The sequence below is a fragment of the Cytobacillus sp. OWB-43 genome, from assembly GCF_034651445.1.
GTDB classification, from domain to species: Bacteria; Bacillota; Bacilli; order Bacillales; family Cytobacillaceae; genus Cytobacillus; species Cytobacillus kochii.
Genome location: NZ_JAYEFF010000001.1, coordinates 1,041,914 through 1,055,218 on the forward strand (window position 1 = coordinate 1,041,914; position 13,305 = coordinate 1,055,218).

A 13,305-nucleotide genomic window follows, 5' to 3' on the forward strand; every position below is an offset into this window, starting at 1 on the left:
AGTTATTTTTTTCATATTCATATTAAACCAAAATCTATTAAACTATTATAGCGGTAATTGTTGCCTACATTGGGTAAAAGAAGCTTAGATAGTAAATGAAAGGTAATGCAGGAAAAATCATTACCTATAAATTTGAAATCTGCTCTGAATTTACTTTTTTACGTCATTAAAACTTTTATTGAACAATGGTGTAGGGAATTTGCCTTTATTCTCGTCTATTCTTATGATAATGTTAGTTACTTGTTAGAATCAGATGACAGCAATAGGAAAAATGATTATAATGGAGTAATGACACTAGAAACTGATAGAATAGAAAGGTATTGAGAGATGAACGAAATCAATATTAGTTTATTTAGAGGAATAAATGACCTAGGCTTTGAATATCCAGATTTGAACCCAATAATTGTTTTTATTGCCGAATATACCGTAATATTATTAGCCTTAATAACTTTGATGTATTGGTTTACACGTAAAACAAAACATCGCTATATGGTGATGACGGCAGGATTCACATTTATTTTAGCTGAAATTATTGGTAAGTTCGTTGTTAGCAAACTTCACTTTAACTACCAACCTTTTGTCGAATTGGATAATGTCAATCAGCTTATAGATAAAACGGCAAATAATTCTTTTCCAAGTGATCATACGATATTATTCTTTTCATTCTGTATCGTCTTTTGGTTATTTAATAAGAAAAATGTATTGTGGCCCATTCTTGCTGTATTAGTAGGGATTTCACGAATATGGGTTGGTGTTCATTATCCATTTGATGTGATAACAGGGGCACTCATTGCCATCATTTGTGCGATTATCATGTATAACCTTATAGGTAGAATGCAATTGTTCACGACACTTTTAGAAGTATACGAAAAAATAGAAGAAAAAGTATGGCCAAGAAAAAATAAAGGTAGACATGTAAATCGATAGAAGCGGGATGGATCTTTTTTAGATCCATTCTTTTTTTTCCTTTCTGTTATTGAACAAAAATAAGGGGAGATTATGTAGCATTTGCTCAATAATTTAGCGAAAATGCACAATGATTCGGTGAAAACGACTTATACTCGGTATTCATTCAGGTTTTCTATTTGAAGTAACGCAAACCGTTTTGGCCCGACTTTTACCTTCGTTTTATCTTCGTGATATGTTAACACTGTCTACTTATTTAGTTGTTTATTAGCTTTTAAATTCAGTAGATTGGTTATCCCCCTAATCATGTTGGTTAATTACACTTACCTGTTAAAAAAACAGACTGCCAACTAGCAGTCTGCCTACAAGATTATTTCCACCAATCGTCATGCATAGATGCTGGCATTTGTCTTTTATGTTCCGTTATGATATACCTTTGCTCAATTTTCTTTGCAGCTTCCGCACTGACTTCTTTTCCTTCTAAATAGTCATCAAGCTCATCATAAGTAATTCCTAGTTCTGTCTCATCAGCTTGTCCTGGTGTTTGATCAAGTAAATCTGCTGTCGGCACTTTCATATAGATGCTCTCTTCTGCACCTAGTTCTTTTAATAGAGCTTTACCTTGTCGCTTAGATAAGCCTGCTAGTGGCAATAAGTCTGCTCCTCCATCACCGTACTTTGTATAAAATCCTGTAACTGCTTCTGCAGCGTGGTCCGTACCAATTACTAAAAGACCCATTTCTCCACCGAAAATATATTGGGCAATCATACGTGTTCTTGCTTTCACATTCCCTTTATGGAAATCTTTTAGCTCAGCAATATCGGCCACTTCATTATATACTTTTTGAATCTCATCGACTGGTGATTTCACATTATAAACATATGTTTCATCCGGTTGAATAAATCGCAATGCTTTTTGTGCGTCATCTTCATCATGCTGTTCTCCGTATGGTAATCGAATCGCCACGAACTTGGCTTCATATCCTTCCGCCCGTAATTCTTCTACTGCTATCTGTGCTAATCGTCCGGCTAGTGAAGAATCTTGACCACCACTTATACCCAATACAAATCCTTTTGCACGAGCCTGCTTGACATAATTTTTTAAAAAATTGATTCGTTCAATGATCTCTTCTTTCGGAACAATCAATGATTTGACATTTAAATCAGCGCGAATCTTTTCTTGTATGGACATCATTCCTCATCCTTTCATCAAGCTTTAGCATTTAGGCTATCTTTAATTTTTTTCTTTATTGAATCAATCAGTTCTATTTTGTTATTCCAGCAATTTGGACTTAAATCTACAGGATATTCTTCCGGATTTAATGACCTTCTATACTCATGCCATAATAGAGATAGGTTTTCTTTCACATATCCTTGTATCTCTTGAAGACTAGGCTTTTCATAAACTAATTTTCCATCACTAAAAATGTCCTGATGTAAGTCTTTCGCTTCGAAATTGGTGACAAACTTACTAATATAGGTGTGGACAGGGTGGAACATTTTTAAACGTTCTTCTTCTTTAGGATTTTCACTCTCAAGCGCGATATAATCACCCTCTGATTTGTGATTTTCCCTATTTATAATTCGATAAACACGTTTCAAACCTGGGGTTGTTACTTTTTCTGGATTCCCACTAATTTTAATTGTATCTTCCATTTCCCCAGCTTCATTTTCTATAGACACCATTTTATACACAGCACCCAGTGCAGGTTGGTCATAACCTGTAATCAACTTTGTCCCAATACCCCAAGAATCAATTTTGGCACCTTGTGCTTTAAGATTCATAATTGTATATTCATCTAAATCGTTAGAAGCAACAATTTTTGTGTTAGTAAATCCAGCTTCATCTAACATTTTTCTAGCTTCTTTAGATAAATAAGCTAAGTCCCCGCTATCAATTCGAATACCGACAAAATTAATACGATCACCTAACTCTTTTGCTACCTTAATAGCCGTTGGTACACCAGAACGAAGCGTATCGTATGTATCAACAAGGAAGGTACAATCTTTATGTGTTTGTGCATATTTATGAAAAGCGATATATTCATTTTTATATGCTTGTACAAGTGAGTGAGCATGTGTCCCAGCTACTGGGATATTAAACATTTTACCAGCACGCGTATTTGACGTAGCCCCAAACCCGCCAATTACAGCTGCTCTTGCTCCCCAAACACCGGCATCCATTTCTTGGGCTCTTCGGGAACCGAACTCCATTGCCACACCATCATCTAACACTTCCATAATCCGTGCAGCTTTCGTAGCAATTAATGTTTGGAAGTTGATGATATTTAATAATGCTGTTTCTATTAATTGCGCTTGAGCAAGCGGTGCTTCAATTCGTATAATTGGTTCGTTGGCAAAAACAAGCTCTCCTTCAATCATTGAACGAATATTACCTGTAAAACGCAAATCCGCTAAATAATCAAGAAACGCTTCTGGATAGTGTAATTCATCTCGCAAATAAGCAATATCACTTTTAGAAAATTCGAACCCTTGCAGGTAATCAATGATGCGCTCAAGACCAGCGAACACGCCATAGCCATTCCCAAAAGGTAGTTTCCTAAAATAAATATCAAAAACCGCTTTTCTATCATGGATACCATCTTGCCAATAGGTTTGTGCCATATTAATTTGATATAAGTCTGTGTGTAATGCCATGCTGTCATCTGGATATGGCTTGTTCATACTATTTTATACCCCTTTTTCGTTATTTAACTATTGCATTCAGAGAACCACTAAAATGTTCGAGTGCCCATTTATGACCTATTTCGTTAAAACTTGCTGTAGCTCTTTCATAGACAACCATTGAAAACCCTTTGTTATAGGCATCTACAGCAGTGTGTAACACACATATATCTGTACAAACGCCAACTAAATGCAATTCGTTAATGTTTCGTTCTCTTAGTAAAAGTTCTAAATTCGTCCCGCAGAATGCACTGTACCTTGTTTTATCTAACCACTTTACATGCTCTAAACCCTTATTTTCCTCATAAACTTGTTTTAAATTACCATATAGCTCTCTACCTACTGTGCCGTTTATATTATGAGGCGGGTATAGCCTTGTTTCAGGATGAAAATGATCATTTTTTTCGTGTCTATCGATAGCCAAGATCGTTAAATCACCATTTTTGATAAAATCAGCTGTTATTCGTACAATTTCATCTTCAATAGCAATTGCCGGTTCCCCACAAGGTAATGCTCCGTTAACAAAATCATTGGTATAATCGATATTAATCAAAGCCCTTGCCACTAGTATCTCCCCCGTTATCTTTCTTGGTATCGACCTGTATATATAGGTTTCACTACTTCGACTTCATTAAACCTATATAATTGCGTTGCTTTTTTTGACGTTCTTTGCGTGGTTTTACCCTCAACCTTTTCTATAAAAGGAAGGGATTTAATTTTTCTAGCAAATGCTTGCTCATTTAGTATAGCGGGATCTTTTGTAACTGTTGATAATACGGCTTGTAATTCTGAATATGTAAATTCATCTTGTAATAAATTTTTTGCAGCTGTTGTTTGTAACAGCTCTCTTTTTATTACGCTCAATGCATCACAAATAATCTGTCGGTGATCAAATGCAAGTTCTAATTGCAGGACATCATGAATATTCACTAATTTAACGGCAGATGCGTCATCATTTGCATCCATTTCCCTTAAGTCTTCCTCAGAGATAATTGCATAATGCGCATTGGATATGATCCAACCTCTATTATCACGACCGGGTTCATCGTATATACCAAAATGCTTCATATGCACACAATCAATCCCAGTTTCCTCTTTTAATTCCCTAACAGCTGCTTGTAAGGCGTTTTCATGAACGCCAACAAAGCCGCCTGGCAGCGCCCATTTCCCTCCCTCTGTGTTTAACTCCCCTTCTGTATTCCACTTAGCTCTTTCAATTAACAAAAGGTTTAAGCTCATATCGGGTGGAGTAAATGGTTTAGATTCTTCTGTTACGATGGTAAAAACAGCAATATCTGCTGTATAGCCATCTGGTGTTCGATATTTTTTAGTCATAAGGTAATTGCCCCACCACCATGAATTAATTAACAACTTGATAATTGTTAATTATATTTTACCCTACTTTAAAGAAACTTCAACTCTAATGATTTATTTGATTGCAGGAGTTTTCTTTTTTCCTAAAGAATATATGAGAGGAGGAATAATACTTTTTTTGGAAAGGAAAGAAACCATGATTGAAAATGTCTCGAATCATATACAAACAGTACGTTTATTAACAATCCAATCACTTGATAAAATAAATCCAGCATTCATTTCGACTGTACCAAAAGGATTTAATAATAATATTCACTGGAATTTCGGTCATATCGCTTATATACAGGAGAGACTTGTATTTGAACTAACAGGAGAGCGAATGGGGATTGGAAGTGAGTATGAAACATTTTTTGCTGCAGGTACTGCACCACATCTTTGGCAAGGCAATACGCCATCTATTTTAGAAATCAAAGGTGTATTACAAGAACAGACAGAGAGAGTAATTTCCGTTACCAAAAACAAATTTACTAAAACCTTGCCAACCCCATTCACCAATAAAATGGGGATTACTTTTCAAACAGTTGGCGAATGTATCCTTTTTTCTACCTTTCATGAAGGGATGCATTTAGAAACAATTAAAAGAATATATAAAAGCACGATAAATAAGTAAACCAAAAACAAAACATAGTTGACATAAAAAACCCTCCAAATTATAATGTAAACTATATTATACATAAGGTTAACATTATAAATGAGGTGAAAGAATTGACGAAAGAACAATTACGATTAAGATCGCTCCTTACGACAGCATTATTCGCAGCTATTATTGGGATTATGGCACAATTAATTATCCCTTTGCCACTTGTCCCAATTACTGGACAAACATTAGCCATTGGATTAGCAGCCGTCATTTTAGGGTCGAAATATGGCACTTTTTCCGTACTCTTATATTTAGCCCTAGGATGTGCTGGCGTGCCCGTTTTTGCAGAGTTTTCTGCAGGTTTCTCAGTTATTGTCGGACCGACTGGTGGCTATTTAATTAGCTATATACCAGTAGTATGGATTATGGCTAAATACCTTGAGAAAACAAAATTCACATTTGCACATGCGCTTACAGCAAATATCATAGGTATGTTTATTACGTTAATTATTGGAACGGCGTGGTTAAAGTGGATGGCTGACTTAAGTTGGACCGCAGCATTTCTGTCAGGGTTCGCTCCATTTATTATCGGTGGTTTTATTAAAGCGTTGATGGCAGCATGGATTGGATTGCTAGTTAGAAAACGACTCATTAGTGCTCGATTACTTTTTACGAATCAATTATCAACTAAGGTAGTCGATAAAAGAGCCTCTTAATGATATTATCTTTTTAAAAAGTGAACGAATGCGCATACATCTAAATTGTGTGCGCATTTTACTTTTCAATATTATAATCTTACATTCCCTCTATATATACATTGGATTTAAATCGACACTGGTCTTAGTCCATTTCTCACTCCTAAGCTTACTACTTTCTCTTTGATTTTTTTCTATCTCCACAATCACATTTAATATGATTGATTAACACCGCCCTTTTTAAGCCCTCTTATCTCTAGTCTAACCAACTTTATATATTTGCCCACATTCCAGTATGCATGCAGTTTAAATCTAAATAGTCGATTTTTTATTATTTCATCCTTAGCTGAAAAAATTTTTTGTTTTTAAATGTCCACAAATAGTAGTCAAAACAACCGGTGTACCAACTACCGCAGGAATAAAGTAATAGCTAAGGCGATAAAACATTAAAACCATAAATGTTAATTCTGCAGGTATTCCGTGAGATTCAAAACCGATTAGAATAACTAAATCAAACGAACCAATTCCCCCCGGTAACATACTTATTATGCCAGCACAAGCAGCTACAATGACAATTGGGAAAACAGAAAATAAAGAAAAATTGACACCGACTATATTTAAAATACCCCAAATACAAATAACGACAAATATCCATTCAAACACAGAGATCATTAATAGTTCCGTTATAAACTCCCTCTTGATAGGCAAACTTTGCAGTTTTCTTTTAATAAAATAGACAAAAAGTAGTAGAGGGGTATAAAGCGCAACAATCCAAATAGCAAGATGAGCTAATCTTAACTCTGAGAAAAGTTCAGATCCATTGAATAATACAATCCAAGACAAGATGGATAAACCACAAAGATAAAATAATGACAGTTTAGCGATTACCTTAATATATGGGATATTATTGTCTAAGTAGGGGCGGTAATAAACCGTTCTTAATGTTGCGCCGGCTACCCCGCCAAACCCAATTAAGTTTGAGTAAGCATTTGCAGATAACGAATACCCTAACAGTTTTTGCATCGGAATTTTAACCTGCAGTAATCGATTTAAAATAACATCATAAAAAAACATTGGAGACAAACAAATTAATCCTAGAATAATAATGAAAAAAATCCGCCAAAATGAAAGCTCATCCAAATAATGCTCAAGTAAAGCCCAGTTGAAATCTTTAAAAAATTTATTTGCTTCCATTATTACAATGAGCAAAATAATACATGGCATAACATATTTTACTATTTGAATTAATTTTTGATTAGAAAAAATTGACACGATAATTCACCTTATTCACTACTTTTACAACCATTTTCATTCCCCTTTTGTTTCGATCCTATTAAATATGTATTCAATACTTGTCCATAAATGAACAACCGATTTATGGCAACATTATTAAGCCTAACATGAAAAGGGCTATACCGCCTATATAAGTAACAAAAAAATATATAAATGCCATCTTTTGTTTCTTCACAATTAATTCCACCATCTCCAACTGAACAGATGAAAAAGTTGTAAATGCCCCCAAAAAACCAACTACAAGTAAAGCTGATACATTTTCCCAATGTAGAAAGTGAACAACCACACCCATTAAGAAACAACCAAGTAAATTAACGATAACCGTTCCATAGGGAAAGAGTGAGTTGGTTTTGCTATTTATCAACGTTGATAAGGAGAAACGGGCTATTGCACCAAAAAATCCACCTATCATCACATAAAGTATTTCACTCATTTGTTCCCCTCACCTCTTTACGTTTACCAAAAACAATACCAAGATAGGCCATCACTAAACCTAGTGCGATATTAAATACGATATATACAAAAGCTTGAATGATAAATCCATTTTCAACTAATAAAACCGTATCCGCACTAACAGTCGATAATGTGGTAAAAGATCCAATTACCCCTACAGTGATTGCTTGTTTAAGATTAGGATCAATCGGTAAAGTGATGGACGATAAATAGCCGAGAATAAAGGCACCAAACACATTAATTATCAAAATATCTAAAGGAAATGCACTCTGCCAAAACTGTCCGATGACAATTGAGATAGCAAACCTCATGCTTGCACCTATCATCCCGCCAATTCCAATATATAGATACTTCATCCTTTACCTCCTTGCTTCAAAAAAATTGTTTATGCATACTATCGATTAAATGAGCCAAGCTAACAGTGAAAGAAAAAAAGAAAGGATGTTAAAAGATGAAAGGTACAATCATTGCTGTTGCTCTTTCAAGTTCTCTACTATTAACAGCTTGTGGCATGAATAATGGACAAGATACGAACGACACTGCTTATAGAGCACCAGATATGCATGACTCCGCAAAAGTTGGATATGAAAGAAATGGTAACAATGATAGACCAAGTATTGACAACAATATTCATACTCGTAATGTCGATTATGATGGAACACAACATTCAATGAGGTTTGCCGATAAAACAGCAGATAATATTACACAAATGGACGAAGTTAAAAGAGCAAGGGTTTTACTTACTGGCGACAATGCCTATGTGGCAGCAACCTTAGCGAATGGTAATGAATTAACACAAGATCTAGAAAAGAAAATCGCTGATCAAGTAAAATCAACTGACCAGAACATTGATGATGTCTATGTATCAGTAAACCCTGATTTCTACAACCGTGTGGACACATATGCAAAAGATGTTCGCAATGGAAAACCAATTGAAGGCTTCTTCGATGAATTTAGTGAAACAGTGAAACGAATGTTTCCTAATCATGAATAATGGTCAATTTATGGTCTGGTAGGGAATATCCCTATCAGTCCTAATTATACATAACAGATTTTGTAAGTATTAATCATAAAAAAACCTATTCCCATCCATTCAAGTAATGATAAAAATTCGGTTCAATGCTTTCCTCTATGGTCCCAGCTCTTTCACCACCTGCAAGAATTCTCAAAGGTACATTTTACATATATTATGAACTTAGCTATTTTATTGCACACGAAAAAGCTGTCAGTCAATCTGACAGCTTTTTGCCTTAAACTTCTTTAAAATAGTCTTTATAAAAACCACTAACTTTACCAGAGTTGTCAACAATGAAGAAAAACTCTTCTGTTTCATTTTTCACATCATAGATTTTTCCTTCAGTTAAAGCACGATTAACAATATATTTTGCTGCATTCGTATGTACACATTTTACCTTTTTTAACGTGTCACTTTCATGCCATGTTTGATGAATCATTTTTGCCACTCCTTATGTGTTCTCTTATACAGTGTAAAAAAATTAAATGTGTTCTGCAAGCTGTATAGTGATTTTTTTCTATTTAGGATGGTAAATACTTATTTGAAATGTGTTTTTATAGAAATACTTTTTGTAAAAAAGAAATTTTTTCCTTTTCAAAAGTATACATTTCACTTGTGAAAAAATCTTTAAATGTTATATATAGTATATCACAAATATAATCGACTCTAATCATTTCCAAGTATTGATAATGTTGCTTATCATAAACAATCTCAAAGAAGCATGTTTTCGTCAATTGTTTCATTTAGACGACCTTCTTTCATCTTTGGTGACATTGTTATATACCACCAAAGTAGCTTATAGTAAACTTCTTTGTTTAATTCACGACTCCAAGCTTATTTATCTCTTCTTTTAAATGCTGAACATATTTATAACTGAGTCTCCCTTCAGCTGCACGCAAAATCTCCCTCGCATAAAAGGATGGTGGTGAAGACTGGGGATTTTTATCATAAACATGGAAGGTTAACACATCTTTATATATTTCCCCTTCAATTGTCAAATTAACAAAAGTCGGTCGATAGTGACCAACAGTGACTCCTTCTCTTTGGAATAAATAATCTATTGCTTCTATCGGTAATTGATAAACAATACCTTCTGTTTCACCAGAACCTTCAATGATGTCCGCTCGATTCCCATCAGGTGCATAGAAATAATAGCCCATTTGATAGCCTTTTAATACACCTATACCGACGACATTTTTAAAAAAATGGCCAACTCCAGCTTTCATAAATCTTTCAGTATCCATACAAGACCCATATGCAAAATAGTAAAATGTCTTTGGGGAATTCATTTGCAGATTGTATACCTTCCAGTCTGAAACTTTAATTGCATCTTGCTGTAGACCTTCAGCGGGGGAAACATAAATAAAACCTTGTCGCACTCCCTGATCCGTATATACGTGTACTTTTTTTCTTACAGATAATGAATGCTTGTCATCTTTTACATACCCTTCTAAAACATCAATTGCCTCTAAATGTTCGGCACTTAAAACGTATAATTCTCCATATACTTTTTCAGCTAGTTTATCTGATAATTCGACTCTCGGATAACCATCACCCGTATCAAACATGACTCCATTTATCCAAGCTTGTTCGGCCACTAAACGAGCTTCAGTTAAATAATCATGATGGATCTCATTTTTTCGTAATGTGCCATACACAAAGAGGTGAATCGTTGCCATACCCATAAATGCGCTCCTTTATTGTCACTATAGTAATATACTTATTCTTCCTCCTCCTACAATATTCAACAATTCGAAAGTGATTCCCTCCATATTAACAATTTTTTACCATATTTTTACCTTAACTAAATATCACCAATATCCAATAAAGCTAAGCATTTGGGTGAATAAGAGACAAGGCAAACGATTTGCCTTGTCTCTTGTTCTTTACTCTCCACTTTTTATATTTGATTTCTTCTTTTCACTCATCATTTCTGTGCAGTAATGGATTGAATCGCTTGTTCCTTTAATTTGAATTTTTGTATTTTACCAGAAGCAGTCATTGGATATTCTTTCGTAAAAGTAATATGTTTAGGTATTTTATGCTTGGATATTCTGCCTTTACAATATTCTTTAACTTCTTCAGCCGTAATGTTGGCATAGTCTCTTAAAATAATCCATGCCATTACCTCTTCACCGTATATCTCATCAGGAACACCTACAACTTGAACATCTAAAATATCTGGATGACTATAGAGAAATTCTTCAATTTCTCTAGGGTATACGTTTTCTCCCCCTCTTATAATCATATCTTTCAGGCGACCTGTTATTTTACAATAACCATTCTCATCCATAATAGCTAAATCCCCAGTGTGCAACCATCCCTCTTTGTCGATAGCTTGTTCTGTCGCTTCGGGATTGTTATAATAACCTTTCATAACATGATATCCTTTTGTGCATAGTTCCCCTTGAGTACCAATTGGCACTTCATGTGCTGTCCCAGGTTCAACAATTTTCACTTCAACTTCTGGCAATGCTCGACCAACTGATTCCACGCGTAAATTAATAGGATCATCAGTGCGTGTTTGTGTAATAACTGGTGAAGATTCCGTTTGGCCATAACAAATTGTAATCTCTTCAATACCCATTTTTTCAATAACAGCCTTCATTACTTCAATCGGACAATTGGAACCAGCCATCACACCTGTTCGCAATGATTGTAAATTATATTTTGTGAAATTTTTGCTATTGATTTCAGCTATAAACATTGTTGGCACTCCATGAAGGGCCGTACATTTCTCTTGTTCAACCGTTTGTAAAACGGTATCAGGTTGAAATTCCTGTACAGGTACCATCGTTGCTCCAACTGACACACAAGCCAAGGTGCCTATGACACAACCAAAGCAATGGAAGAATGGTACAGGAATACATAGTCGATCATCTTTTGTGAGCTTCATACAAGCGGCAATATTTAATGCGTTATTCACGACATTACTATGTGTGAGCATAACGCCTTTCGGAAATCCAGTTGTTCCTGAGGTATACTGCATGTTAATCACATCATCCGGCTGAAGTGAAAGCAAACGCTCATTTAAACTCTCATCACTACATCCTTCACCAAGAGCTACAACATCTTCCCAACTGTAGGTGCCAGCAAAGCGCTTCTCTCCTAACACGATGACGTTTTTTAAAAAGGGAAGCTTGCTACATTTTAACTGGCCCGGCTGCGATGTTTTTAATTCTGGTGCGATTTTATAGAGAATATCAATATATGATTGGTCGCGGTATTTTTCCATTAAAATAATAGTGGTAGCATCAGATTGTTGTAATAAGTATTCAAGTTCAGCGGCTTGATAATTCGTATTGACAGTTACTAACACAGATCCGATTTTACCTGTTGCAAACTGAGCACTTACCCATTCAGGTGTATTAGAAGCCCAAATCGCTACATGTTCTCCTTTTTCTAAGCCGAGCTTCATGAAACCTTTAGCAACTGTACGACAATACTCATTAAAGCTATGATATGTGTACCTCAAACCTCTATCTGCATAGACTAATGCTTCATGATTAGGATTTTCTTCTGCTCTTTTTTCTAATAAATCGCCAATCGTTATATTTAATAATTCAGACAATTTTTTTCCTCCTCAGAAAATTAAAATTGAAACGCTTTCATTTTTTTTATGCGAATTTTGAATGTATTATTTTAGTCCTTATCATTTTAAAGTCAATTTCAAAATGAACCAACCCAAGTTTCTAAATTTTCATATTCCGATGGTGCTTTATGTCCAACAGTTAAAAACAAATGTAGATTTATTCTAATAAAAATAAAAAAGCTCGAATATTTATATATTCGAACCTTCTCGTATAATTTCCTTTATTTTTTTCTTACCATTATATAAAAGTTTGTACTTTTTCTTTGAAAATGGTGTTGAATTCTAAAACCGAGTTTTTCATAGAGATGGATGGCTCGTTGATTAAAGGAAGCCACTGTTAACCTTATTGGGGTGCTTGGGAAGAGCACTTCTATTTCCATAAGGATCGTGGTTAAAAAACTGCTTCCCAATCCCTTTCCTGTTAAATCCGGTCTCATCCCTATGCCAATATCAATGCAATCATCTATATATAGATGACTGCTATTCACCGGTACTCTTGCTGATTCACCGTAACAAAAAAAACCAATCATTTCTTCCTGTTTATATATACAAAAGTAGTTTCCCGTTAGCCACTCTTGTTTACTGTCTTCTGTTTGAGCGTGATTATAAAAATCGTAAGGAGATGGATATGTCCAAGAACTGAGGATGACTGCCTCGTATTCTTTTACTTTATTAAACGTAGTAGTTTCCATATCATTTTCCTCCAGTTTAT

At 34.9% G+C, this 13,305-nt stretch carries 16 protein-coding genes; 4 read left to right on the top strand and 12 right to left on the bottom strand.

What is annotated here, in order from left to right; genetic code table 11:
• Positions 1-327: 327 nt before the first annotated feature.
• Positions 328-927 carry an undecaprenyl-diphosphatase gene (locus U9M49_RS05100; protein WP_307313662.1) on the top strand — a complete coding sequence of 200 codons (600 nt, stop codon included), beginning with the start codon at positions 328-330 and terminating at the stop codon, positions 925-927.
• A gap of 349 nt (positions 928-1,276) precedes the next feature.
• Here the strand turns inward: U9M49_RS05100 and nadE are convergent, their stop codons facing one another.
• Genes nadE through U9M49_RS05120 form a run of 4 tightly spaced genes read right to left on the bottom strand, consistent with a single transcriptional unit; the run spans position 1,277 to position 4,926 of the window.
• On the bottom strand, positions 1,277-2,098 hold the full coding sequence (nadE, locus tag U9M49_RS05105; RefSeq protein ID WP_322909429.1) for an ammonia-dependent NAD(+) synthetase: 822 nt from the start codon (positions 2,096-2,098) through the stop codon (positions 1,277-1,279).
• Positions 2,099-2,115: 17 nt separating this feature from the next.
• Positions 2,116-3,591: a nicotinate phosphoribosyltransferase gene (locus U9M49_RS05110; protein WP_322909430.1), complete on the bottom strand. Its 1,476-nt coding sequence runs from the start codon at positions 3,589-3,591 to the stop codon at positions 2,116-2,118.
• 22 nt (positions 3,592-3,613) lie between these two features.
• The gene (locus U9M49_RS05115) at positions 3,614-4,156 is read right to left on the bottom strand and encodes a cysteine hydrolase family protein (RefSeq protein ID WP_095373141.1); all 543 of its coding nucleotides are present in this window, start codon (positions 4,154-4,156) and stop codon (positions 3,614-3,616) included.
• A gap of 14 nt (positions 4,157-4,170) precedes the next feature.
• Positions 4,171-4,926, bottom strand: a complete 756-nt coding sequence (locus U9M49_RS05120; protein WP_322909431.1) for an NUDIX hydrolase — start codon at positions 4,924-4,926, stop codon at positions 4,171-4,173.
• 157 nt (positions 4,927-5,083) lie between these two features.
• Between U9M49_RS05120 and U9M49_RS05125 the strand changes: the two genes are divergently transcribed.
• Together U9M49_RS05125 and U9M49_RS05130 are read left to right on the top strand one after the other, a co-directional pair.
• Complete coding sequence (locus U9M49_RS05125; RefSeq protein WP_322909432.1) at positions 5,084-5,575, top strand: DinB family protein; 492 nt, start codon at positions 5,084-5,086, stop codon at positions 5,573-5,575.
• Positions 5,576-5,670: 95 nt separating this feature from the next.
• Positions 5,671-6,261 (top strand): biotin transporter BioY, encoded by a 591-nt coding sequence (locus U9M49_RS05130; protein WP_095373139.1) that lies wholly within the window; start codon positions 5,671-5,673, stop codon positions 6,259-6,261.
• Positions 6,262-6,582: 321 nt separating this feature from the next.
• On the opposite strand, the gene U9M49_RS05135 is transcribed toward U9M49_RS05130, so the two are convergent.
• The 3 genes from U9M49_RS05135 to crcB form a co-directional block, all read right to left on the bottom strand.
• A complete protein-coding gene (locus U9M49_RS05135; protein ID WP_307313650.1) occupies positions 6,583-7,512 on the bottom strand; it encodes a lysylphosphatidylglycerol synthase domain-containing protein in 930 nt (309 codons plus the stop codon).
• A gap of 103 nt (positions 7,513-7,615) precedes the next feature.
• Positions 7,616-7,966: a fluoride efflux transporter FluC gene (locus tag U9M49_RS05140; protein WP_307313648.1), complete on the bottom strand. Its 351-nt coding sequence runs from the start codon at positions 7,964-7,966 to the stop codon at positions 7,616-7,618.
• Positions 7,959-8,342, bottom strand: coding sequence for a fluoride efflux transporter CrcB (gene crcB / locus U9M49_RS05145; RefSeq protein ID WP_095373138.1), 384 nt, complete (start codon positions 8,340-8,342; stop codon positions 7,959-7,961). The genes U9M49_RS05140 and crcB overlap by 8 nt, the downstream gene beginning before the upstream one ends.
• 95 nt (positions 8,343-8,437) lie before the next feature.
• Between crcB and U9M49_RS05150 the strand changes: the two genes are divergently transcribed.
• Positions 8,438-8,980, top strand: a complete 543-nt coding sequence (locus tag U9M49_RS05150; RefSeq protein ID WP_322909433.1) for a YhcN/YlaJ family sporulation lipoprotein — start codon at positions 8,438-8,440, stop codon at positions 8,978-8,980.
• A gap of 256 nt (positions 8,981-9,236) precedes the next feature.
• On the opposite strand, the gene U9M49_RS05155 is transcribed toward U9M49_RS05150, so the two are convergent.
• The 5 genes from U9M49_RS05155 to U9M49_RS05175 all read right to left on the bottom strand — a co-directional run bounded on the left by U9M49_RS05155 (position 9,237) and on the right by U9M49_RS05175 (position 13,285).
• On the bottom strand, positions 9,237-9,440 hold the full coding sequence (locus U9M49_RS05155; protein ID WP_095373136.1) for a DUF6501 family protein: 204 nt from the start codon (positions 9,438-9,440) through the stop codon (positions 9,237-9,239).
• A 115-nt stretch (positions 9,441-9,555) separates the two neighbouring features.
• A complete protein-coding gene (locus tag U9M49_RS05160) occupies positions 9,556-9,744 on the bottom strand; it encodes a hypothetical protein (protein WP_095373135.1) in 189 nt (62 codons plus the stop codon).
• A 72-nt stretch (positions 9,745-9,816) separates the two neighbouring features.
• Entirely contained in the window at positions 9,817-10,686 is an 870-nt protein-coding gene (locus U9M49_RS05165) for a gamma-glutamylcyclotransferase (protein WP_307313644.1), read from the bottom strand.
• A gap of 242 nt (positions 10,687-10,928) precedes the next feature.
• Positions 10,929-12,572, bottom strand: a complete 1,644-nt coding sequence (locus U9M49_RS05170; RefSeq protein ID WP_322909434.1) for an AMP-binding protein — start codon at positions 12,570-12,572, stop codon at positions 10,929-10,931.
• A 242-nt stretch (positions 12,573-12,814) separates the two neighbouring features.
• On the bottom strand, positions 12,815-13,285 hold the full coding sequence (locus tag U9M49_RS05175) for a GNAT family N-acetyltransferase (protein ID WP_095373133.1): 471 nt from the start codon (positions 13,283-13,285) through the stop codon (positions 12,815-12,817).
• Positions 13,286-13,305 lie beyond the last annotated feature (20 nt).

Coding starts and splice junctions, on each gene's coding strand:
- U9M49_RS05100 (WP_307313662.1), top strand. CDS start 328: ATGAACGAAATCAATATTAGTTTATTTAGAGGAATAAATGACCTAGGC.
- nadE (WP_322909429.1), bottom strand. CDS start 2,098: ATGTCCATACAAGAAAAGATTCGCGCTGATTTAAATGTCAAATCATTG.
- U9M49_RS05110 (WP_322909430.1), bottom strand. CDS start 3,591: ATGAACAAGCCATATCCAGATGACAGCATGGCATTACACACAGACTTA.
- U9M49_RS05120 (WP_322909431.1), bottom strand. CDS start 4,926: ATGACTAAAAAATATCGAACACCAGATGGCTATACAGCAGATATTGCT.
- U9M49_RS05140 (WP_307313648.1), bottom strand. CDS start 7,966: ATGAGTGAAATACTTTATGTGATGATAGGTGGATTTTTTGGTGCAATA.
- crcB (WP_095373138.1), bottom strand. CDS start 8,342: ATGAAGTATCTATATATTGGAATTGGCGGGATGATAGGTGCAAGCATG.
- U9M49_RS05150 (WP_322909433.1), top strand. CDS start 8,438: ATGAAAGGTACAATCATTGCTGTTGCTCTTTCAAGTTCTCTACTATTA.
- U9M49_RS05155 (WP_095373136.1), bottom strand. CDS start 9,440: ATGATTCATCAAACATGGCATGAAAGTGACACGTTAAAAAAGGTAAAA.
- U9M49_RS05160 (WP_095373135.1), bottom strand. CDS start 9,744: ATGAAACAATTGACGAAAACATGCTTCTTTGAGATTGTTTATGATAAG.
- U9M49_RS05165 (WP_307313644.1), bottom strand. CDS start 10,686: ATGGGTATGGCAACGATTCACCTCTTTGTGTATGGCACATTACGAAAA.
- U9M49_RS05175 (WP_095373133.1), bottom strand. CDS start 13,285: ATGGAAACTACTACGTTTAATAAAGTAAAAGAATACGAGGCAGTCATC.